At 72.0% G+C, this 20,004-nt stretch carries 16 protein-coding genes; 6 read left to right on the top strand and 10 right to left on the bottom strand.

From position 1 onward, the window contains the following. Positions 1–124: 124 nt before the first annotated feature. From ACFWJ8_RS14655 to ACFWJ8_RS14625, 7 genes are all read right to left on the bottom strand, one after another. A complete protein-coding gene (locus tag ACFWJ8_RS14655) occupies positions 125–2,944 on the bottom strand; it encodes an FtsX-like permease family protein (protein ID WP_378812765.1) in 2,820 nt (939 codons plus the stop codon). Next, positions 2,941–3,660 (bottom strand): ABC transporter ATP-binding protein, encoded by a 720-nt coding sequence (locus ACFWJ8_RS14650; RefSeq protein ID WP_378812763.1) that lies wholly within the window; start codon positions 3,658–3,660, stop codon positions 2,941–2,943. The genes ACFWJ8_RS14655 and ACFWJ8_RS14650 overlap by 4 nt, the downstream gene beginning before the upstream one ends. Continuing rightward, positions 3,657–4,295, bottom strand: coding sequence for a PadR family transcriptional regulator (locus ACFWJ8_RS14645; RefSeq protein ID WP_378812761.1), 639 nt, complete (start codon positions 4,293–4,295; stop codon positions 3,657–3,659). The genes ACFWJ8_RS14650 and ACFWJ8_RS14645 overlap by 4 nt, the downstream gene beginning before the upstream one ends. Before the next feature lie 55 nt (positions 4,296–4,350). Then, positions 4,351–5,562 carry an ABC transporter permease gene (locus ACFWJ8_RS14640; protein WP_378812759.1) on the bottom strand — a complete coding sequence of 404 codons (1,212 nt, stop codon included), beginning with the start codon at positions 5,560–5,562 and terminating at the stop codon, positions 4,351–4,353. Further along, positions 5,559–6,476 (bottom strand): ABC transporter ATP-binding protein, encoded by a 918-nt coding sequence (locus tag ACFWJ8_RS14635; RefSeq protein WP_378812757.1) that lies wholly within the window; start codon positions 6,474–6,476, stop codon positions 5,559–5,561. Before ACFWJ8_RS14635 ends, ACFWJ8_RS14640 begins: the two co-directional genes overlap by 4 nt. After that, positions 6,473–7,402: an efflux RND transporter periplasmic adaptor subunit gene (locus ACFWJ8_RS14630; RefSeq protein WP_378812754.1), complete on the bottom strand. Its 930-nt coding sequence runs from the start codon at positions 7,400–7,402 to the stop codon at positions 6,473–6,475. Before ACFWJ8_RS14630 ends, ACFWJ8_RS14635 begins: the two co-directional genes overlap by 4 nt. A gap of 109 nt (positions 7,403–7,511) precedes the next feature. Continuing rightward, complete coding sequence (locus ACFWJ8_RS14625) at positions 7,512–9,890, bottom strand: cellulase family glycosylhydrolase (RefSeq protein ID WP_378812751.1); 2,379 nt, start codon at positions 9,888–9,890, stop codon at positions 7,512–7,514. 200 nt (positions 9,891–10,090) lie between these two features. On the opposite strand from ACFWJ8_RS14625, the gene secA reads away from it, so the two are divergent. Both secA and ACFWJ8_RS14615 read left to right on the top strand, forming a co-directional pair. Then, complete coding sequence (gene secA / locus ACFWJ8_RS14620; RefSeq protein WP_378812748.1) at positions 10,091–12,922, top strand: preprotein translocase subunit SecA; 2,832 nt, start codon at positions 10,091–10,093, stop codon at positions 12,920–12,922. Positions 12,923–13,009: 87 nt separating this feature from the next. Then, entirely contained in the window at positions 13,010–14,236 is a 1,227-nt protein-coding gene (locus ACFWJ8_RS14615; RefSeq protein WP_378812745.1) for a pyridoxal phosphate-dependent aminotransferase, read from the top strand. Between the two features lie 100 nt (positions 14,237–14,336). Here the strand turns inward: ACFWJ8_RS14615 and ACFWJ8_RS14610 are convergent, their stop codons facing one another. After that, complete coding sequence (locus ACFWJ8_RS14610; RefSeq protein ID WP_378812742.1) at positions 14,337–14,783, bottom strand: Rv3235 family protein; 447 nt, start codon at positions 14,781–14,783, stop codon at positions 14,337–14,339. A gap of 131 nt (positions 14,784–14,914) precedes the next feature. On the opposite strand from ACFWJ8_RS14610, the gene ACFWJ8_RS14605 reads away from it, so the two are divergent. Next, a complete protein-coding gene (locus ACFWJ8_RS14605) occupies positions 14,915–15,523 on the top strand; it encodes a hypothetical protein (RefSeq protein ID WP_378812739.1) in 609 nt (202 codons plus the stop codon). 30 nt (positions 15,524–15,553) lie between these two features. Here the strand turns inward: ACFWJ8_RS14605 and ACFWJ8_RS14600 are convergent, their stop codons facing one another. After that, a complete protein-coding gene (locus ACFWJ8_RS14600; RefSeq protein ID WP_378812736.1) occupies positions 15,554–15,835 on the bottom strand; it encodes a helix-turn-helix domain-containing protein in 282 nt (93 codons plus the stop codon). 98 nt (positions 15,836–15,933) lie between these two features. On the opposite strand from ACFWJ8_RS14600, the gene ACFWJ8_RS14595 reads away from it, so the two are divergent. From ACFWJ8_RS14595 to ACFWJ8_RS14585, 3 genes are read left to right on the top strand one after another with little or no spacing between them, the layout of a single operon-like run. After that, positions 15,934–16,566, top strand: a complete 633-nt coding sequence (locus ACFWJ8_RS14595) for a hypothetical protein (protein ID WP_378812734.1) — start codon at positions 15,934–15,936, stop codon at positions 16,564–16,566. Then, positions 16,563–17,894 carry a CpaE family protein gene (locus tag ACFWJ8_RS14590; RefSeq protein WP_378812732.1) on the top strand — a complete coding sequence of 444 codons (1,332 nt, stop codon included), beginning with the start codon at positions 16,563–16,565 and terminating at the stop codon, positions 17,892–17,894. Before ACFWJ8_RS14595 ends, ACFWJ8_RS14590 begins: the two co-directional genes overlap by 4 nt. Before the next feature lie 24 nt (positions 17,895–17,918). Then, positions 17,919–19,403, top strand: a complete 1,485-nt coding sequence (locus ACFWJ8_RS14585; protein ID WP_378812729.1) for a sensor histidine kinase — start codon at positions 17,919–17,921, stop codon at positions 19,401–19,403. A gap of 115 nt (positions 19,404–19,518) precedes the next feature. Here the strand turns inward: ACFWJ8_RS14585 and ACFWJ8_RS14580 are convergent, their stop codons facing one another. Beyond that, positions 19,519–19,767: a WhiB family transcriptional regulator gene (locus ACFWJ8_RS14580; protein WP_018171995.1), complete on the bottom strand. Its 249-nt coding sequence runs from the start codon at positions 19,765–19,767 to the stop codon at positions 19,519–19,521. Positions 19,768–20,004 lie beyond the last annotated feature (237 nt).

The raw sequence follows: 20,004 nt of genomic DNA, 5'->3' as shown, positions 1-20,004 counted from the left end.
CTGAGCCTCGTCTTCGATCTGGTCGGCGTTCGTGTGCACAGTTAAGCGTAGCGGGGTCCGCCTGTGAGGCGACAGGATGCCGTGTGCCGGGCGATCTCGGGCCACCGGCTCCGTCCCGCGGCGGTCACGTGATGACCGTGCGGCGGGTGAGGTCGGGATGCCGGGGCGGCACCAGCCACGCGGCGAGCACGATCGCAGCGGGCAGGCCCAGCGCCAGCAGCGCCAGCCAGGGCCAGGGCATGTCGGCGACGTCGAAGAACCCGGCGTTGGCTGTCGCGAAGCCCCACATCGACACGTACCCCGCCGCGGTGCCGAGCACCGTGCCGATCGCCGAGATGACGGCCGCCTGCCACGCGTTGATGCTGCGTCGCATCATCGGACCGCCGCCGATCGCGGCGAGGGTGGCGTCGTCCGGGCGTCGCTCGAGTCGTGCGAGGCCGAGGGCGACGGCGCTCGCGCCCGCGACGAGGGCGACCGCGATCCCCACGATGAGCCACAGCCACGGGTCCGCCGGGGCGGGTCCGAGCTCGACGGTCGCCCAGACGCCGGCGCTCGGCCCGACGCGCAGGTCGCGTGTCTGCGCGCTGATGCGCTCGATCGTCGCGACGTCGAGCGGGGCGTCGTAGGTTGCGATGAGCTGCGACGGCACGACCTGCATGCCGAGACCGGCCGCCGTCGCGGGGGCGATGAGGATCTCGAACGGCTGCTGACGTCCGACGTCGACGAGCGCGGCATCGAGCTCGTGCGACGCCGCGGGCCGTACCGCGGCGTCGCGGTCGCTGCTCGACATCAGCTCGTCGTAGCCTCGGGCGTCCCATTCGGTGATCACGACCTGCGCGTCCGCGGCGGCGTAGTCCTTCTGCGTGAGGATCGCGCCGCCCGAGGCCAGCGTGCGCAGGGCCGCAGCGCCGGGGTCCGTGCCGAGCAGCGTGGCCACGTCGTCGGGCTCGACCACGTAGACCACGCCGGATGCCGCGTCGTAGGGCTGCAGGCAGGCCGAGCCGACGCAGCCGGTGTAGCGCTGGCGGGCGGCGGCGAAGATCCGGACCCCGGGATCGGTGGCGCCGTCGACGGTCGACGTCAGCTGCGTCGATGCGAGGGCGGTGGCGGACGGCGCGGTAGCGGCGATGACGTCCTCTGCCGCCGCGAGGAGCGCGTCCGAAGCCTCGTCGCCGTCCTGCCACATGCCGAGCGCGACGGCGCCGAGCGGCGCGGAGTAGTAGTGCTGCCGGGCGTTGCCGGCGGAGGTCAGCGCGGTGGCCGACACGGCGACGGACGCCGCGAAGACGCACGCGCCGATCACGGCGAACGCGGGCACCACCCGCGACGGGGTGGCGGCGGCATCCCGGCTCGCGATCCGTGGTGCGAGCCCGAGCCGCGACAGCGGGCGCGAGAGCTGGACGAGCACCCAGTGCGACGGGATCAGCAGCCCCACCTGGAAGACGAACGGGCCGAGCACCACGGCCCACACCGCCGCGTAGAACAGCGGGCGGTCGGCGTTGGTCGGCTCTGCGGCGAGCTGTTCCGCCATCACGAGGGCACCGGCCACCGTGGCCGCGAGTCCTGTCGCCAGGACCACCAGCCCCGCGATCGGCCGCCGCGGGCGCAGGACCGCCGGTCGGCGCGCGCCCCGCAGCGCGCCGAGGACGTCTCCGGCCGTCGCACGATGCGCGGGCACGATGGCCGACAGCGTGCCGACCAGGACCGCGAAGACCGCGATCGCCGCGAGCAGCGCCCACGGCACGCGGAATCCGAAGTTGCCCCAGAAGCCGTCCTGAGCGCCGCGGTCGGTGGCGGCGAGGAACACACCGCCCGCCGCCGCGCCGGCGAGCGTCCCGACGAGCGCGCCGAGGGCTCCGAGCACCGTGCCCTGCAGCAGCACGATCCGGAACACGTCGCCGCGCGCGGCTCCTACGCTCGCGGCCATGGCGAGGGCCCGCTGCTGACGGCGCGCGCCCACCGAGAAGGCGGCTCCGGCCAGCAGCACGACGACGTATCCGCTGAAGACGGCGATGAGCGTGCCCACGAGCAGCACCGTCCCGATGTCCATGCGCCCGGTGCCGTACGGCGACAGCCGGGCACCCGGCGGCGGATCCACCACGAGGTCGTGCGCGAACGCGACGAATCCGGCGTGGTTGAGGTCGGCGAGGCCGTCGAGGTCCGGTTGCCACTGCGGCGTGTACCACCGGGTGTACCCGTCGCCCACGAGGGCGACGTCGGCCTCGGCGACGTAGAGGACCGGCACGGATGCCTCGTCGCGCGCCGACCGCAGCGTGCCGGTGATCGTGAGCGCGCGGTCCGCGCCGATCAGCTGCACGCGGTCGCCGATGTGCACACCGAGACGCTCCAGCGCTCCGGGGCTCGCCATCGCCTCGTCGCGGCCGGACGGCGTCGCGCCGTCGAGCACGCGGTACCTGCCGTCGAACTCGGTGCGCCACACGTCGCCCGACACGGCGGAGAGCCATCCCTCGCCGGTGGCCGTCTCGACACCGAGGGAGCCCTCCACGACGGTGAACAGCTCGGTGCCCGGCGGAAGGAGCCCGGCCGGGTCGTCGGGCACGGGGCCGCCCTGCGCGATCGCGCGGCCGCCGTCCGCCCGCACGACGTCGTTGTCCCACGGCTGATCGACGGACTGCCAGCGGGTCGGGTCGGCGTTGTCGAGCGCCTCGATCCACGCGGCGTTGCCCCCGAGCTCGAGGGCGGCGCGCTGCTCCGGCGTGGGCTCGTTGCTCTGCCACACGATCGCGGCGCCGCTGAGGCCCGCGACCGGCAGCGCCACGAGCGCCATCACGAGTGCGCTCGCTCCTTTCGCCCGCCACACCTGCCGTCGGGCGAGACGCACCGCCACGCGCCAGCGCGCCCACGCCGACGAACGACCGCGGGTCGCGGCATCCCGCGGTTCCGCCACCAGGTCGGCGACGGGCGCATCGAGCACTCCGGTCATCGCGTTCCGGCGAGCAGGGTCTCGGCGCCGTCGCGGCGCGTCTGGTCGACCATGCGGCCGTCGCGGAGGAACACGATGCGGTCGGCGAAAGCGGCGTGGCGGGCCTCGTGGGTGACGAGGATGCCGGCGGCCCCGGCATCCACTCTCGCCCTCAGCATCTTCAGCACGAGCTCGCCGGTGACCGAATCGAGGGCGCCGGTGGGCTCGTCGGCGAGGATCAGCCGGCGCCCGCCGACGACGGCGCGCGCGATCGCCACCCGCTGCTGCTGACCGCCGGAGAGGTCGTCGGGGTACGACGGCGCCTTGTCTTCGAGGCCCACCGAGGCGAGGGCGTCGAGACCGGCGCGTCGGGCGGCACGTGCGCGGAACCCGTCGAGCTCGAGGGGCAGAGTGACGTTCTCCAGGGCGGTCAGCGTGGGGATGAGGTTGAAGTCCTGGAACACGAAGCCGAGCGAACGCCGCCGCAGCCGTGCCAGTTCGCGGGGGGACTGCTCGCTGAGGTAGGCGCCTTCGACCACGACCTCGCCGGTCGTGGGGATCGCGAGGCCGCCGGCGATCGCGAGCAGCGTGGACTTGCCCGACCCCGAGGGCCCCATCACCGCGACGAGCTCGCCACGGTGCACCTCGAGGTCGACGCCCGACAGCGCCGAGACGGCGGTCGCGCCGACACCGTACTGCTGCGTCACCCCGATGAGGCGCAGCACGGTCTCGGTCATCGCACGGACTCCGGCGCTTCGACAGGCTCAGCTGCCGGCCCCTGAGCCTGTCGAAGGGCAGGGCGCCCGCGTTTGGGCTTGTCGGTCGACAGCGCGAGCGCCATGGCGTGGTCCGGATGCATCGCGAGGCGCTGCTCGGAGTGGTCGAGCCAGCGCACCTCCGCCTCGGCGGCGAAGATCATCGAGTCCACGACGAGCGACCACGCCAGCTCCTCGGGGCCGTCAGGGTTCTCGCCCGCGTACTTCGCGCGATTGAGCGCCTGCAGCTGGGCGAGCGAGGAGCGCCGCTGCGTCTGGATGATGTCGGCCACCTCGACCCCGGGCAGGGTCGCGGCGACGGCCAGCTTGATCGCGAGCTCGTCGCGGGTGCCGTGGCCGCGCTCGACGGGCGAGTCGAGCCATGAGCGCACTGCGGCGGCGCCGGCGTCGGTGATCTGCCAGTACACGTGACCCTGGTCGTCGAGGTCTCCCTTCTCGACGAGGCCGTCCCGTTCCAGACGGTCGAGCGTGTTGTAGATCTGGCCGACGTTGAGCGGCCACGTGGATCCGGTGCGCCGGTCGAACTCGGCGCGCAGCTGATACCCGTAGCAGGGGCCTTGATCGAGGATGGCCAGCAGGCTCTGGCGGACGGACATGGGAACTCCTTCGGGACGGAGGACTGCTGCGCTCGGGCTGAAGCGCAGACGGTGTTCAGAAACGAAGTGCGTCGATGACGTTGGACCTCACAGCCATGAGTGCGGGGATGAAGCCGGCGGCCGCGCCGATCGCGACCGCGGCGATCAGTCCGGTGACTGCGGCGCGCATGGGGAACGGCGGGATGTCCTGCATCCCCTGGAACATGTCGAGCACGAACGGCGCCTTGAGGATCGCGACGGCCAGCGCGATGCCGATGACGCCCGCCACCGCGGTCGCGACGACGCTCTCCAGCAGCACCGACGTGAAGATGCGGCCGCCGGTCGCGCCGAAGCTGCGCCGCACCCCGATCTCGCGGATGCGCTGGCGCATCGCCACGAGCTGGATGTTGACGAGGCCGAGGCCTCCGAGCAGCAGCACGAGGCCGGCGATGGCGCCGGTGATGAGCTCGAACATGGCGGCCGAGCTCTGTGCGTCCGGGCGGGACGCCCAGTCGGTGCGCGACACCGTCACGTCGACGCTCTTGTCGACGCCCGCCCGCAGGTCCATGGCGAGGACCGGACCGATGTCGGCGACCCCGTCCTCGGGCACCCATACCTCCCACGACACCGAGGTGTCGGCGGGCAGCGCGTCCACACGGGCCGCGTACGAGTCGTACAGCATGGTGGCGAGCTTCTCGTTGTCGCCGTCGTACACGCGCGGCGTCACACCGATCACGGGGTACGAGCCCGCGACGTCACCGATGAGGGTGATCGCGAACCCCCTGGCGAGGTCGGGACGCCCGTAGACGTCCCACAGCGCCTCGGTGATCACGACGGGCGGGGCGAGCAGCTCGGCGTCGGCCTCTTCGAACCAGCGGCCCTCCAGCAGCGGGGTGCGGTGGATGACCGGGTACGCCGGGTCGACGAGCCGCATGTTGAGCGTCTGCACCTGCTCGGGGGTCTGCACCTGCGCGGTCACGGGGTTGACGATGCGGGTGAGGTACGAGAACGTGTAGCGCTCCGCCACGGCGTTCACGTGCGCGTCGAAGGCCTGCCAGTCCATCGGGGTGCCGTCGGTGGTCATGGCCGAGATCGACACGGTCGCCGGGCGGCCGCCGCTCTGGTCGGATTGCTCGGCCATCTGCTGCTGCTGGTACTCGCTCAGCGCGACCACGGCGGTGAGCGCGCCCACCGACACCGCGATGCCGATGAGGCTCAGCAGCACGCGCAGCTTGTGGTGGCGCAGCTCGGACCACGCCTCGCCGAGCGCGCCGATCAGCCCGGTCACGAGGCCACCTCGACGGTCTCGTCCTCGGTCGGGGAGAGGGATGCCGCATCCCGCGGCATCTCGCCGACCGGGGTGTCGCCGGGGTCGGCGCCGGTGGCGGGTTCCTCGGCCGGCGGTTCGGCGGAGATGGCGGCATCCACGGGTCCCGCGGAGACGCTCTCGGCGAGCTCGGGGGCGAGGTCGATGCGGTCGTAGGCCGCCGCCGCCGCGGCGCCTGCGGCGGGGGCGGACAGGTCGAACGGCGTGAGGACCCCTGCCTCCAGGCGATAGTGACGCCGCGCGCGGGCGGCGACATGGAGGTCGTGCGTGATCGTGACGAGTGCGGCGTCGGCCTCGGACGCGATCTCGTCGAGGAGCGCCATGACGCTGCCGCCGGTCTCGACGTCGAGGGCGCCGGTGGGCTCGTCGGCGAGGATCAGGGCGGGTCGTCGCACGAGCGCCCGCGCGATGGCGACGCGCTGCTGCTCGCCGCCCGACAGCTGCTCGGGCGTGGATTCGATGCGATGGCCGAGGCCGACGCGCTCGAGCATGGCCGTGGCGGTGCGACGGCGGTTCCAGAACGCGCGGCCGGACGCGTAGCCCAGCGGCATCGCGACGTTCTCCAGCGCGGTGCGGCCGGCCAGCAGGTTGAACTGCTGGAACACGAACCCGACGTTGCGGCCTCGCAGCTTGTCGAGCTTGCCCTTGCGCATCTTGCGCACGGGCTCGCCGCGGAACCACACGGCGCCCTCGGACGGGCGGTCGAGCATGCCCATGAGGTTCAGCAGCGTCGACTTGCCCGAGCCGCTGCGCCCGACGATCGCGACGTGGTCGCCCGCAGCGATGGCGAGCTCGATGTCGCGCAGGATGTCGAGCCGCGAGTCGTCCGGCAGGATGACGTGCTTCGCGACCCCTTCGAGGCGGACGAGGCTCACCAGTTCCACCCGGCCGGCTCGCAGTACTGGCCGCCCATGCCGTCGTCGTAGCACTGCGGCTCGTTGCCGGCGGCGAGGCCCGGCACGTACTGGCGCACCTGCTCGCCCTCCTCGACGCCCGCGGTGACCTCGACCGTCGTCCCGTCGCTGACGCCGAGCGTCACGTCGCGCTCCTCGAGCTCGCCGGTGCCCGCATCCACCCACACGACGCCGGTGCCCGAGCCGCCCTTGACGGCGGTGGTCGGCACCACGAGCACGTCCGACACGGTGCCCAGGTCGATGTCGAGCTGTGCCTGCAGGCCGGCGAACACGGTCTGGTCGGCCGGCACGGCGCACGTGACCGTCGTCGTGCCGTCCTCCGCGACGGCGACCTTCAGGCCCGTGCACGTGAACGGCGCGGGCCCGCCCTGGATCGTGACGGCGGCCTCGGTCGGCGCGTTGAGCAGGCGGTACAGCTGCACCGGCTCGACAGTGGCCTGCACGTGGTAGCGCGCCGGCGTGAGCTTCACGAGTTCGCCGCCGATGCTCGCCGGCTGGCCGTTGACGACCGAGAGCTCGGTGACGTCGCCGGCCTCCGGTGCGACGACGTCGATGTTCTTGACGGGGTCGGCCTGCTTGATCGTGAACAGCTTCTGCCCGGCCGCGACGGACTGGCCCTCGCCGACGTCGACCGAGGTGACGAGACCGTCGACACCCGAGCGGACCGGATAGGCGGCGTCCCGCGCGATCGTGCCGGTGAGGCTCAGCGCGTTGACGACCTCGCCGCGTTCGACGGCGACGACGGGATCGGCGATCTGCGCGTTCGGCTCCACCGCGGCGGCGGGCGCCTGATCGGGGAAGAACGCGATCTTCACGAGGGCGATGGCCACTGCCCCCACCACGATCACCATCAGGATCGGGAAGATCCATCGACGCCAGACCACCATGTCGTACCTCTCCGTCGGGGTATACCCAGTATGTAGTGACCGAGTATATACATACCCGGAATACAGCGAGGGATGCCGCCGCCCGGTGGCTCACGAACTCCGGCGGGACTCAGCCGTTCGTGAGCGAGTAGTCGCCCTCGGCGCACGCGGTCACGCGCCAGCCGCCGTCGACCTCGTCGATCTCGATGCGCGTCAGTCCGTCGGTGACGGGATCCGGTTCGGCATCGCCCGGGACCCAGACGTCGAGCCCGCACGTCTCGCCGTCGACCGTCCCCGTCATCGCGATCGTGGCGCCGTCGGCCTCGAGTCCCGTCAGCCGGCCGGGAGAGGCCTGCGGGTACGCACGGCTCAGCGTGTCGAGCAGCGGCACGTTGCGCGGGCCGTCCTCGCCGGTCGCGCAGTCCTCGGGGACCAGCCCGAGCCCCACCTCGCCGATTCCGTTCTGGGGATCGCCGCACGACTGCTTCCACACCCAGTACGCGCTGCCCAGCAGGTGCGCGTCCTCCGCGTCGGCATAGCGGCCGATGCGGTCCGCGATCGACTCTTCGTCACCCCAGTAGCCGTACTCGCCCGACCACAGCGGCACGCCGTACGCGTCAGCCACGCGATCCGCGAGGTCGAGCTGCCGTGCGATGCCGACGATGGTCGGCAGGCCGAGCGAGTGGTCCATCGTGATCGACTCGGCGTACAGGTGCGGCGAGAAGACGATGTTCGCGTCGTCCGTGAAGGCGAGCGCGGGTCCGCTGTCGAAGCCCAGCCCCGACCACAGGATGCTCGGCTCGATAAACACGATCTGCGGGGCGCCGGCCGCGCGGATCGCCTGGATCGCGCGGTCGTAGTAGCGGCCGAGCAGCAGCGATGTGGTCACCGGCGCGGTCTCGCCGAAGCCGGGCTCGTTCATGAGGTCGAAGCCGGCGACCGCCGGCTCGTCGGCGTACCGGCCGGCGAGCTCGCCCCACGTGCGCACGAGCGCGGTCTGGATGCCGTCGGTGTCGAACCAGAAGTGCTGGAACGCGCGGTCGCCGGCGGGGGAGATGTCGCGCCCCGTGAAGGCGCACCGGGGCGCGCCGTCGGTGATCGTGGCCCACTCCGGGGCGCCGTCGTACCCCCACATCGGGTCGGTGCCGGGGCGGCACACCGTCCCTTCGGCGGTGGAGGCGTTCGACCAGCCGTCCTGGTGCAGATCGATGACGGTGCGGATGCCGTGGTCCTTGGCCCACTCGACCGCCTGGTCGATCTGCTCGAGGTAGCCGGCGTCGAGCTCTCCACGCGTGGGTTCGAGCGTGGACCACGAGATGCCCAGGCGCACGACGTCGAACCCGTACGCGGCCATGCCGGCGAAGTCGTCCTCGGTCAGCGGCCGCGTCGCCGGCACGTCCGCGCGCGGCTGGTAGAAGTCGACGAGCTGGTTGACGTTCACGCCGCGCAGCAGCACGTCGTGACCCTCGCCGTCGGTGATGCGGTCGCCGTCCGCGCGCAGGAACCCTTCGGGAGTGGATGCCTCCGCCTCCGCCGCCGCACGGCCCTCGGCGACTCCGCCGCCGGTGACGGCGACGGGCACGAACACCAGCGCGGCCACCGCGACGGCGGCCACGGCGATCGCTCCGACGCGGCGGCGGCGTGCGGGGGCGGCATCCATCGTCCCCTCGGCCTGCGGCCGTGCCCGGCGCACGCGGTCGAGGACGACGGCGAGGAGCGCGGGGATCCACCCGAGGCACGCGGCGAACGACAGGCCGTCGGCGACATGCACGTACGCGACCATGAGCGGCCACATGTCTCCCGCGAGACCGTCGTCGACGACGAACGCGACGAGCGCCTGCACGATCCCGAACATCGCGCCGCCGGCCAGCACACCGAGCCAGACGCCGAGCAGCCCGGGCACCCGGCGGCGCATGAACCGCAGGCACAGCGCCGCCGCACCGATCATCAGCGCCACCGCGACCGCCACGCTCACGAAGCCGCGCTCGGGCCGGGGAACGGGCACGAGCGGGGCGTACCCCGCCCCCGTCCACCACGAGCCGGCGGCGATCGGGGCCAGAGCGCCGAAGGCGATCGCCGCGGGCCACACGGCGCCGCGGTCGAAGACGGGCCGCGTCGAGCCCCCGCCGAGCCATCGGGTCGCGGCGGCGACGATCGCCGCCGCCGGCAGCGCCTTGGCGGTCACATAGCCCGCCGCCCACGCGGCGGTGGCGGCATCCCACACCATCACGAAGGCCGCCGCCGCCTGGGCGAGCAGGACCGCCAGCACGACGCCCGCGAACATCGTCCAGAACCGCTCGCCTGCGCGCACCGCGGACCACCACACCACCGCGAGCAGCACCGGGACGAACACCGCGTAGGGCGCCAGCGGCCACACGAGCGCGGCCTGCAGCCCGCCGCCGGGCCAGCCGACGAGTGCGAGCAGCCCCGTCGGATCCGCGACGGCCTGCAGGACGACGAGAAGGGATGCCGCCACCATGGCGACGATCGGACGGCGAAGCCCGCGCATGAACACTCCATCGTGTCGGTGGATCCGGGGGGAATCCACGGGAACAGCATCGTCTCACCCCGTCCGGCCCGTGCACCCGCACCCAGCGCACACCAAGGTCACGGGTGGATAACATAGGCAGGTATGCCTGGACCCTGGGGGTCCGGGTGGCAGCGGCGCCAGCGCGCCGCACCCGACTTCCCTGAAGATGGAGACACTCCGTGGCCAACCCCCTCGAGAAACTGCTTCGCGCCGGTGAGGGTCGCGTCCTCCGCCGGCTCCAGCAGGTCGTCAAGGCCGTCGGCGCCCTCGAAGAGGACTACGAGCACCTCACCGACGAGGAGCTCCGCGGCGAGACCGCCGAGCTGCGCGCCCGCTACCAGGCCGGCGAGACGCTCGACCACCTCATGCCCGAGGCGTTCGCCGCGGTGCGCGAGGCGGCCAAGCGGACCCTCGGCCAGCGCGCCTACGACGTGCAGATCATGGGCGGCGCGGCACTGCACCTCGGCAACATCGCCGAGATGAAGACCGGTGAGGGCAAGACGCTCACGGGCTCGTTCCCCGTGTACCTCAACGCCATCGCCGGCGAGGGCGTGCACGTCATCACGGTCAACGACTTCCTGGCGTCGTACCAGTCCGAGCTGATGGGCCGCATCTACCGTGCGCTCGGCATGACGACCGGCACGATCGTGGCCGGCCAGACGCCCGACGTGCGCCGCGAGCAGTACAACGCCGACATCACGTACGGCACGAACAACGAGTTCGGCTTCGACTACCTGCGCGACAACATGGCATGGCGCAAGGAGGACCTCGTCCAGCGGGGTCACTTCTACGCCATCGTCGACGAGGTCGACTCGATCCTCATCGACGAGGCCCGCACGCCGCTCATCATCTCGGGCCCGTCGTCGGGCGAGGCGAACCGCTGGTTCGTCGAGTTCGCCAAGATCGCCAAGACCCTCGAATCGGGCGTCGACTACGAGGTCGACGAGAAGAAGCGCACCATCGGCGTGCTCGAGCCCGGCATCGAGAAGGTCGAGGACTACCTCGGCATCGACAACCTCTACGAGTCGGCCAACACGCCCCTCATCTCGTTCCTCAACAACTCGATCAAGGCGCTCGCGCTGTTCAAGCGCGACACCGACTACGTCGTCATGAACGACGAGGTGATGATCGTCGACGAGCACACCGGCCGCATCCTGGTCGGCCGGCGCTACAACGAGGGCATCCACCAGGCCATCGAGGCCAAGGAGGCCGTGCCGGTCAAGGCCGAGAACCAGACCCTCGCCACCGTCACGCTGCAGAACTACTTCCGCCTGTACGACAAGCTCGCGGGCATGACCGGTACCGCCGAGACCGAGGCGGCCGAGTTCATGTCGACCTACCAGCTGGGCGTCGTGCCGATCCCGACGAACAAGCCGATGATCCGCAAGGACCAGGCCGACCTCGTCTACAAGAACGAGACGGCGAAGTTCGCGCAGGTCGTCGAGGACATCGCCCAGCGCCACGAGGGCGGCCAGCCCGTCCTCGTCGGCACCGTGAGCGTCGAGAAGAGCGAGTACCTGTCGCGCCTGCTGGCCAAGAAGGGCATCAAGCACGAGGTCCTCAACGCCAAGAACCACGCGCGCGAGGCCGAGATCGTCGCCCGTGCGGGGCGCCTGGGCGCCGTCACCGTCGCCACGAACATGGCCGGTCGTGGAACCGACATCATGCTCGGCGGCAACGCCGAGTTCCTCGCCGTGCAGGAGATGAAGGCCAAGGGCCTCGACCCCGTCGAGACGCCCGACGAGTACGAGGCCGAGTGGGACGCCGTCTACCAGGACATGCGCAACCGCGTCGCGGGCGAGGCCACCCAGGTCGTCGAGGCCGGCGGACTGTACGTGCTCGGCACCGAGCGCCACGAGTCGCGGCGCATCGACAACCAGCTGCGCGGTCGCTCGGGCCGTCAGGGCGACCCCGGCGAGAGCCGCTTCTACCTGTCGCTCACCGACGACCTCATGCGGCTGTTCCAGTCGGGCGCAGCCGAGGCGATCATCGCGCGCACCAACTTCCCGGACGACGTCGCGATCGAGTCCGGCATGGTCACGCGCGCGATCAAGTCCGCGCAGAGCCAGGTCGAGGCGCGCAACGCCGAGATCCGCAAGAACGTCCTGAAGTACGACGACGTCCTCAACCGCCAGCGCGAGGCGATCTACTCCGACCGCCGCCACATCCTGCAGGGCGACGACATCGCCGACCGCGTGCAGCACTTCATCGAGGACGCGATCGGCGCCGTCATCGACGACCACACCGGATCCGGCCACAACGAGAGCTGGGACTTCGACTCGCTGTGGACCGAGCTGAAGACCCTGTACCCGGTGGGCGTGACCATCGACGAGGTCGTGGCCGAGGCATCCGGTCGCAAGGGCGGCATCACCGCCGACGGCCTCAAGCGCGAGATCCTCTCGGACGCACGCATCGCCTACGAGAAGCGCCAGACCACGCTCGGCGAGGCCGCGACGCGCGAGCTCGAGCGCCGCGTCGTGCTGCAGGTGCTCGACCGCCGCTGGCGCGACCACCTGTACGAGATGGACTACCTCAAGGACGGCATCGGCCTGCGCGCCATGGCCCAGCGCGACCCGCTGATCGAGTACCAGCGCGAGGGCTACCAGATGTTCCAGGCCATGATGGGGCAGATCAAGGAGGAGTCGGTCGGCTACCTCTACAACCTCGAGGTCGAGGTGCGCCGTCAGGGCGAGGGCGACGCCGACCAGGTCACCCAGGTCGAGGCCAAGGGCCTGTCGGCACAGCCCGTCGAGGCGCAGCGTCTGCAGTACACGGCGTCCAACGACGCCGGCGAGGTCGAGGTGCGCAACGAGCGCGGCCAGGTGCAGCAGGCGGCGACGCGACTGCGCCAGGCGGCCGCCGCGGCTGCCGCGACGCCCGCGCAGCCGCAGGCACAGCCGGCCGCCGAGGCGCCGCGCGGTGCGTTCGGGCAGAAGACCGACGCGGCTGCTCCCGAGCAGGCGCCGCTCAACCGCGCACAGCGCCGCGCCGCGGAGCAGCGCAAGAAGTAACGCTTCATCCCGACGTGGCCCGCGACCGACCGGTCGCGGGCCACGTCTGGTTCATTGGCCCCGAGCGGCCGCGGATATCCTGATGCGATGAATCGCCTCCGCCCCCTCGACCAGTCGAGCAAGCTCCAGAACGTTCTCTATGAGATCCGTGGGGCGGCCCTCGCCGAGGCCGACCGGCTGGAGAACGACGGGCACACGATCCTGAAGCTCAACACCGGCAACCCGGCGGTGTTCGGATTCGAGGCGCCGTTCCAGATCGTGCGCGACATGATCGAGGCCGTCCCGCACGCGCACGGCTACAGCGACAGCAAGGGCATCATGTCGGCGCGCCGTGCGGTCGTCTCGCGCTACGAGCAGGTGCCCGGCTTCCCGCAGTTCGACCCCGACGACGTGTACCTCGGCAACGGCGTGTCCGAACTCATCACCATGACGATGCAGGCGCTCCTGGACGAGGGCGACGAAGTGCTGATCCCGGCACCGGACTACCCGCTCTGGACCGCCATGACGAGCCTCGCGGGAGGCACCCCGGTGAATTACCGGTGCGATCCCGACGACGGCTGGCAGCCGAGCCTCGACGACATCCGCGCCAAGGTCACGCCGCGCACGAAGGCGATCGTCGTCATCAACCCCAACAACCCCACGGGCGCGGTCTACACCCGCGAGGTGCTGGAGGGGATCGTCGAGATCGCGCGCGAGAACTCGCTGCTGCTGCTCTCGGACGAGATCTACGACCGCATCCTGTACGACGAGGCGAAGCACATCTCGCTCGCGACACTCGCTCCCGACCTGCTGTGCCTGACGTTCAACGGCCTGTCGAAGACGTACCGCGTCGCCGGCTACCGCTCGGGCTGGCTCGTGATCACGGGCCCGAAGTCGCATGCCGCCGGTTTCCTCGAGGGCATCCAGCTGCTCGCGTCGACGCGCCTGTGTCCCAACGTCCCGGCCCAGCACGCCGTGCAGGCGGCGCTCTCGGGCGTGCAGTCGATCGACGCGCTCATCGCCCCCGAAGGGCGCCTCCTCGAGCAGCGGGATGCCGCGTGGGAGGCCCTCGAGCGCATCCCGGGCGTCAGCTGCCTGAAGCCGCAGGGCGCGCTGTACGCGTTCCCGCGTCTCGACCCCGAGGTGTACGAGATCCACGACGACGGCAAGCTGGTGTACGACTTCCTCGTCGCCGAGCACGTCCTCCTCGTGCAGGGCACCGGGTTCAACTGGCCCACCCCCGACCACCTGCGCATCGTCACGCTTCCCGAGGCGCGCGTGCTCACCGAGGCGATCGAGCGCCTGGGCAACTTCCTTTCGTCGTACAAGCAGTAGGGGAGGGATGCCGCGGCCCGCGGCATCCCGGAACGACGAGGAACGCTGACGGCCGGGCCGGTCACATCGTCGGGACCGGCCCGCCCGTCGCGGCTCGGGGTCAGAGCAGCGCGAGCGAGGTGGCGCGCCAGCGGCCGTCGCGCCCCTCGAGGCGCACAGCCAGGGCGCGCGTGCGGGCGGGGCCACGCACCACGACGACCGCTTCGACGATGCCGTCCGCCGGCGACGACTCGTGCACCGACATGACGGTGTGCACGGGCCGGCGGGCGACCATGCCGCGGGCGTTGCGGGCCCGTGTGGCGAGGTTGGTGCGGACGACGAGCTTGCGGTACGCGTCTTCGGTGAGCCAGCGCGCGAGCTGCTCGACCTCGCGCACGCCCGCGAAGACCTCGAGCACGCCGAGCGCGAGATTGCGCAGGAAGGGCTCGGGCGAGGGCAGCTCGATCGACGGCGTGCGCTGCGGCGCGAAGAACTCCGAGAGCTGTGCGCTGCGTGACGACTGAGGGTGTGGAAGTGCGCGGGCGGTTCCCGCGGGCGTCGTTGCCATGGGTGCCTATCTCGACAGGGGGGATGTCTTGGGGCTAGTACAACACACGGGGAACTCCCAGGAAAATCCCGATCCCCGGGTATGTGGATAACTCGAGGCCGGTCAGAGCCGATTTGCCCTACGCTCGCTGCGTGCGCTGGGACCGCTTCTTCGACGACCTCGAGGATCAGCTCGCCTCCGAATGGGAGGCCGAACGCGCCGCGCTCGACACCGAGGCCGAGCGCCTGCGGCTGTCCCGCGTGCAGCTGTCCGAGCGCCTGGGCCTGCTCGCCGGGCGCGACGGCGCGGCGCTGACGACGGCATCCTTCGATCTCGTCGACGGGACGACGCTGCGCGCGACCGTCACGGGCGTCGGGGCCGACTGGGTCGCGCTCGCACCCGTGGAGGGACCGCCCGGCGCGGTCGTCGCGCCGTTCGCCGCGATCCTCGCGGTCGGGATGCCGCACGCCGACCTGCTGCGCACGGCGAGGGTCTCCCCACCACGGTCGCCGCTGGCCGAGCGCCTCACGTTCGGCTTCGTTCTGCGCGACCTCGTGCGCCGACGCGCCGGGGTCGTGGTGCACCTGGTGAACGGCCGGCTCCTCACGGGCACGATCGACCGTGCCGGCGCCGATCACCTCGACCTCGCCCTCCACGACCCGGGCGCGCCGCGTCGGGCGGATGCGGTGACGGGGCATCGGATGGTGCCGTTCGCGGCCGTCGCGTGGGTGCGCGCCGACGAAGCGCCGGCCCTGGCCTGAGCCGTTCGACACCGGACTCGGAGCGTGCGGTCAGTCCCCGTTGCGGACGACCCCGCTGCCCCACAGCTCGGGGAAGCTCGCCGTCTGCGACTGCCGCCACAGGGCCATGCGACGGGCCTCCTCGGCCTGGTCGTCGAGATAGCCGGTGATGCTCGCGGCGTCGACGCGCCAGCGGGCGGGCGACCCGACCCGCATACCGCGGAGGCGGCCCTCGTGGACGAGGGCCATCACCTCGTCCACCGACACGCCGAGCACCTCGCCCACCTGGGCGGGGGCAAGAAGGCGCACGTCGGACGTCGGGTCATCTGACATGCCCCCATTATGGCCCGGCCGCTGAGGCACCGGCCGGGAGCGCCGCCCCCTGTGGATAACGCACGACGCGTTTCGCGCGAGTCAGCGACGATGGTCCCATGACCGCCGCCAGCGATTCCGTCCGCACGCCGCGCCGCGCCTTCTGGGGCGACGCGCGGTTCTTCCTCGGCGTCCTCCTCGTGGTCGCTTCCGTCGTGGGCGTGTGGCTCGTCGTCGCCGCGGCGAGGCAGACGGTCCCCGTGTACGCGGCCGCGCACACGATCGTTCCCGGCGAGCCGATCGCCGCCGGCGACGTCAAGGTCGTCGACGTCGCGCTCGGCGCCGTCGCCGGCATCTACCTCGGAGAGGGCGATCTGGACGCCGCGGCCGTGGCGACGCGCACGATCGAGGCGGGCGAGCTGGTGCCGGCCGCTTCGGTCGGCGATGCCGCGGATGCGCGCACCACGAGCGTCGTCGTGCGCAGCGCGGTCGACGTGCCGGCCTCGGTCGAAGCGGGCACGGTCGTCGAGGTCTGGGCGGCGCCCCTGCTCGAACGCGGCGCGTACGACGATCCGCGCATCCTCGTGGCCGACGCCACCGTGGTCTCGGTCACCCGCGACGACTCGATGATCGGGGGAGGTGCCGCCGCACTCGAGCTCGTCATCCCTCGCGACGACGTGTCGGCGACGCTCGCGGCGATGGCGGACGAGTCTGCGCTGTCGATCGTCCCGACGACGGGGGCTGGATCGTGAAGGCGGTCGTCGCCGTCGACGAGGCGGACGCGCTCGTCGCCGGGCTGCAGCGCGAGGGCGTCGACGTGATCGGCCGGTTCGCGGCATCCGCTCCCGCCGCGGCGGCGACCGAGGCGATGCCGGGTGCCGAGGGGGACGCGCTGCTGCGCGCCCTCGCCGAGGCTGACGTGCTCGTGCTCGAGGTGGGCAGGGCGTCGCTGTCACCCACGGTGGTCGCGCTGTGCGACCGTGCGGGGACGCGGATCGTGCCTCTCGTCGCGGACGCGGCGGGGGAGCGCCTGGCCGCCGCGTGCGGTCTCGAAGCCCCGCTCGACGCCGCCACCGAGCCGTGGCGCATCGCCGACGCGCTGGTGGCGGGTCCGTCGGCGGCTCCTGCCGCCCCCCGCCACTCCGACGCCACGCCGGCGCGCCCGCGCATCATCGCCGTGTGGGGTCCCGCCGGCGCGCCCGGCCGTACGACCGTCGCGACCGAGCTCGCCATGGAGCTGGCCCGCGGCGGCCGCCATGTCGCCCTCGTCGACGCCGACACGCATGCGCCGTCGATCGCGCTCATGCTCGGTCTCGCCGACGAGGGGCCGGGGTTCGCCGCGGCCTGCCGGCAGGCCGAGCTCGGCGGACTCGACGCGCGCGAGCTCACGCGCATCGCCATCCCGCTCGGGCGCACCGGCGTCGACGTGCTCACCGGGATCAACCGGCCGTCGCGCTGGCCCGAGCTGAGCGACCGGCGTGTCACGACGGCGCTCGCCGCGTGCCGCGACTGGGCCGACTACACGGTGGTCGACGTCGCGTCGTCGCTGGAGCGGGACGAGGAGATCGTGAGCGACCTGGACGGGCCGCGTCGCAACGCCGCCACGATCGCCGCGCTCCGGGCTGCCGACCTCGTCGTCGCCGTGGCCGCGGCCGATCCGCTCGGAGTGGCGCGCTTCCTCCGGGCGTACGCCGAGCTGCGTGCGACGATCGGCGCCACGCGTGTCGCGGTGGTCGCGAACCGACTGCGACCCGGCGCGCTCGGGATCGACGCACGGGGGCAGGTGCGTCGCACGCTCGACCGCTTCGGCGGCGTCGAGGACGTGTGGTTCCTGCCGCAGGACCCCCGTTCCGCGGACGCCGCACTGCTGTCGTCGCAGACCATCGCCGAGGTCGCGCCGAAGTCGCCGCTCACCCTGGCCGTGCGGCGGTTCGCCGGCGACGCCGTCGTCCCGGCACCGGATGCGGGCACGGCCGTGAAGGCACGCAGGCCGGTCGGCGGCATCCTCCGACGCGGCGCGCAACGCGGCGCGCACGGCGACGCGCGGGAGCCGTCGGGCGCCGGCGCACCGGCCGCGTGAGGCACGAGCCCTAGGCTTAGGTGCGTGTCGACCCTCAGCGATCTCGTCTACGCCCAGGGCCGCTCCAGCGAGGAGGATGTGGAGTGGCTCCACCGTCTCGCGGGTGACGGTCAGCTCCTCGCCGATCTGGCCTCGGCCGACATCGTGCTCTGGGTGCCCACCTCGGACGACTCCTTCGTCGCCGTCGCCCACACGCGCCCGAGCGGCGCGGCGACCCTCTTCTACCGCGACATCGTCGGCGACCGCGTGCGCCCGCAGTGGCGCACGCAGGTGCGGGAGGCCTTCCAGACCGGCGCGATCGTCGACTCGGCGTCGCCCGACTGGTTCGAGGAGACGCCCACGCGTGTGCGCGCCGTTCCCGTCGCGCGCAAGCACAGCGGCGTCGTGCAGACGATCGGCGTCTTGACCCGCCATACGAACCTCGGCGAGGCACGCACGCCGTCGCGCCAGCAGATCACGTTCAACGAGTGCGCGGACGACCTGTTCGGAATGATCGCGTCGGGCGACTTCCCCGACCTCACGGCCCCCACCTCGCCGCGCCGCGGTGCACCGCGCGCGTCCGACGGCCTGGTCCGCCTCGACGTGGACGGCGTGACGACATTCGCGAGCCCCAACGCGCTGTCGGCGTTCAACCGGCTCGGCTTCGACGACGAGCTCGAGGGGGAGTCGCTCGTCGAGGTCGTGACGCAGATCCTCCCCGCCAAGCGCCAGTTCGACGAGTCCCTTCCCGTCGTCGTGACGGGGCGTGCGCCGTGGCGTGCCGACCTCGAGGCGCGCGGCGTCACGGTGTCGCTGCGCACGATCCCGCTGCGCGACCACGGCACACGCATCGGCGCGATCCTGCTGTGCCGCGACGTCACCGAGATCCGCCACCAGGAGCAGGAGCTCATCACCAAGGACGCGACGATCCGTGAGATCCATCACCGCGTCAAGAACAACCTGCAGACGGTGGCCTCGCTGCTTCGCATCCAGGCACGCCGTTCGCACTCCGACGAGGCCCGCGACGCGCTGACGCAGGCGATGCGCCGCGTCTCGGCGATCGCGGTCGTGCACGACACGCTGTCGGAGGGACTCGCGCAGAACGTGGACTTCGACGAGGTGTTCGCGCGCGTGCTGAAGCTCGTCGCCGAGGTGGCGGCAGCCCCCAACACGCGGGCGAAGACGCACTCGACCGGACGATTCGGCACGCTGCCCAGCGAGTACGCGACGCCGCTGGCGCTCGCGCTCACCGAGCTCGTCACGAACGCCGTCGAGCACGGCCTCGCCGGTCAGGAAGGCGACGTCGAGATCATCGCCGACCGCACCGACGACCGCCTCGAGGTGCGCGTCCGCGACACCGGGTCGGGTCTGCCCGAGGGTCAGGTCGGACGCGGCCTCGGCACGCAGATCGTGCGCACCCTCATCCAGGGCGAGCTCGGCGGCACCATCGACTGGCACACCATCATGGGCAGCGGCACCGAGGTGACGATCGACATCCCGCTCCGCTACATCGAGCGCAGCAAGAGCTGACGGGGAGGGGATGCCGCGGGCCGCGGCATCCCCTCTCCACGGTCACCCGCACGGGGGAGGCCGCACACGCGACGACACCCGGGCGCCGAGGCGCCCGGGTGTCGTCGTGAAGGTGTCAGGAGGCGCGGCGCGCGCGGGCGGCGCGGCGCTTGAGTGCGCGGCGCTCGTCCTCGGACAGGCCGCCCCACACGCCCGAGTCCTGACCGGTCTCGAGGGCGTACTGCAGGCAGATCTCGGTGACGGTGCAGCGTGCGCACACCGACTTGGCCTTCTCGATCTGATCGACGGCCGGTCCGGTGTTCCCCACGGGGAAGAACAGTTCGGGGTCGACGGTCAGGCAGGCGGCCTTGTCGCGCCAGTCCATGGGGGTGCTCCTTGTTACAGAGGGGTGGGGAAAGAGTGCCGGTTCGGGTCCGATACCCTGTGGGATGTGCGAGGAAACTCGCCCCACGTCGCTGTGGGAGCACACGGCTTCACCAATCGTCCCATAGCGGTTTACCTGAATCAAGGGTTGATCGGCGCGTTTGTGTGGGACTTGCTGAGTGTTCCCCCTGTGGTGTGGAGGGTTCGCACAAAACGCTCGCCGAAGGAAGAGGGAGTC

The sequence above is a fragment of the Microbacterium sp. NPDC058389 genome (genome assembly GCF_042722305.1).
GTDB lineage: Bacteria > Actinomycetota > Actinomycetes > Actinomycetales > Microbacteriaceae > Microbacterium.
Note: the sequence above shows the minus strand (reverse complement) of the source record. Positions and strands in the feature narration are given on the sequence as shown.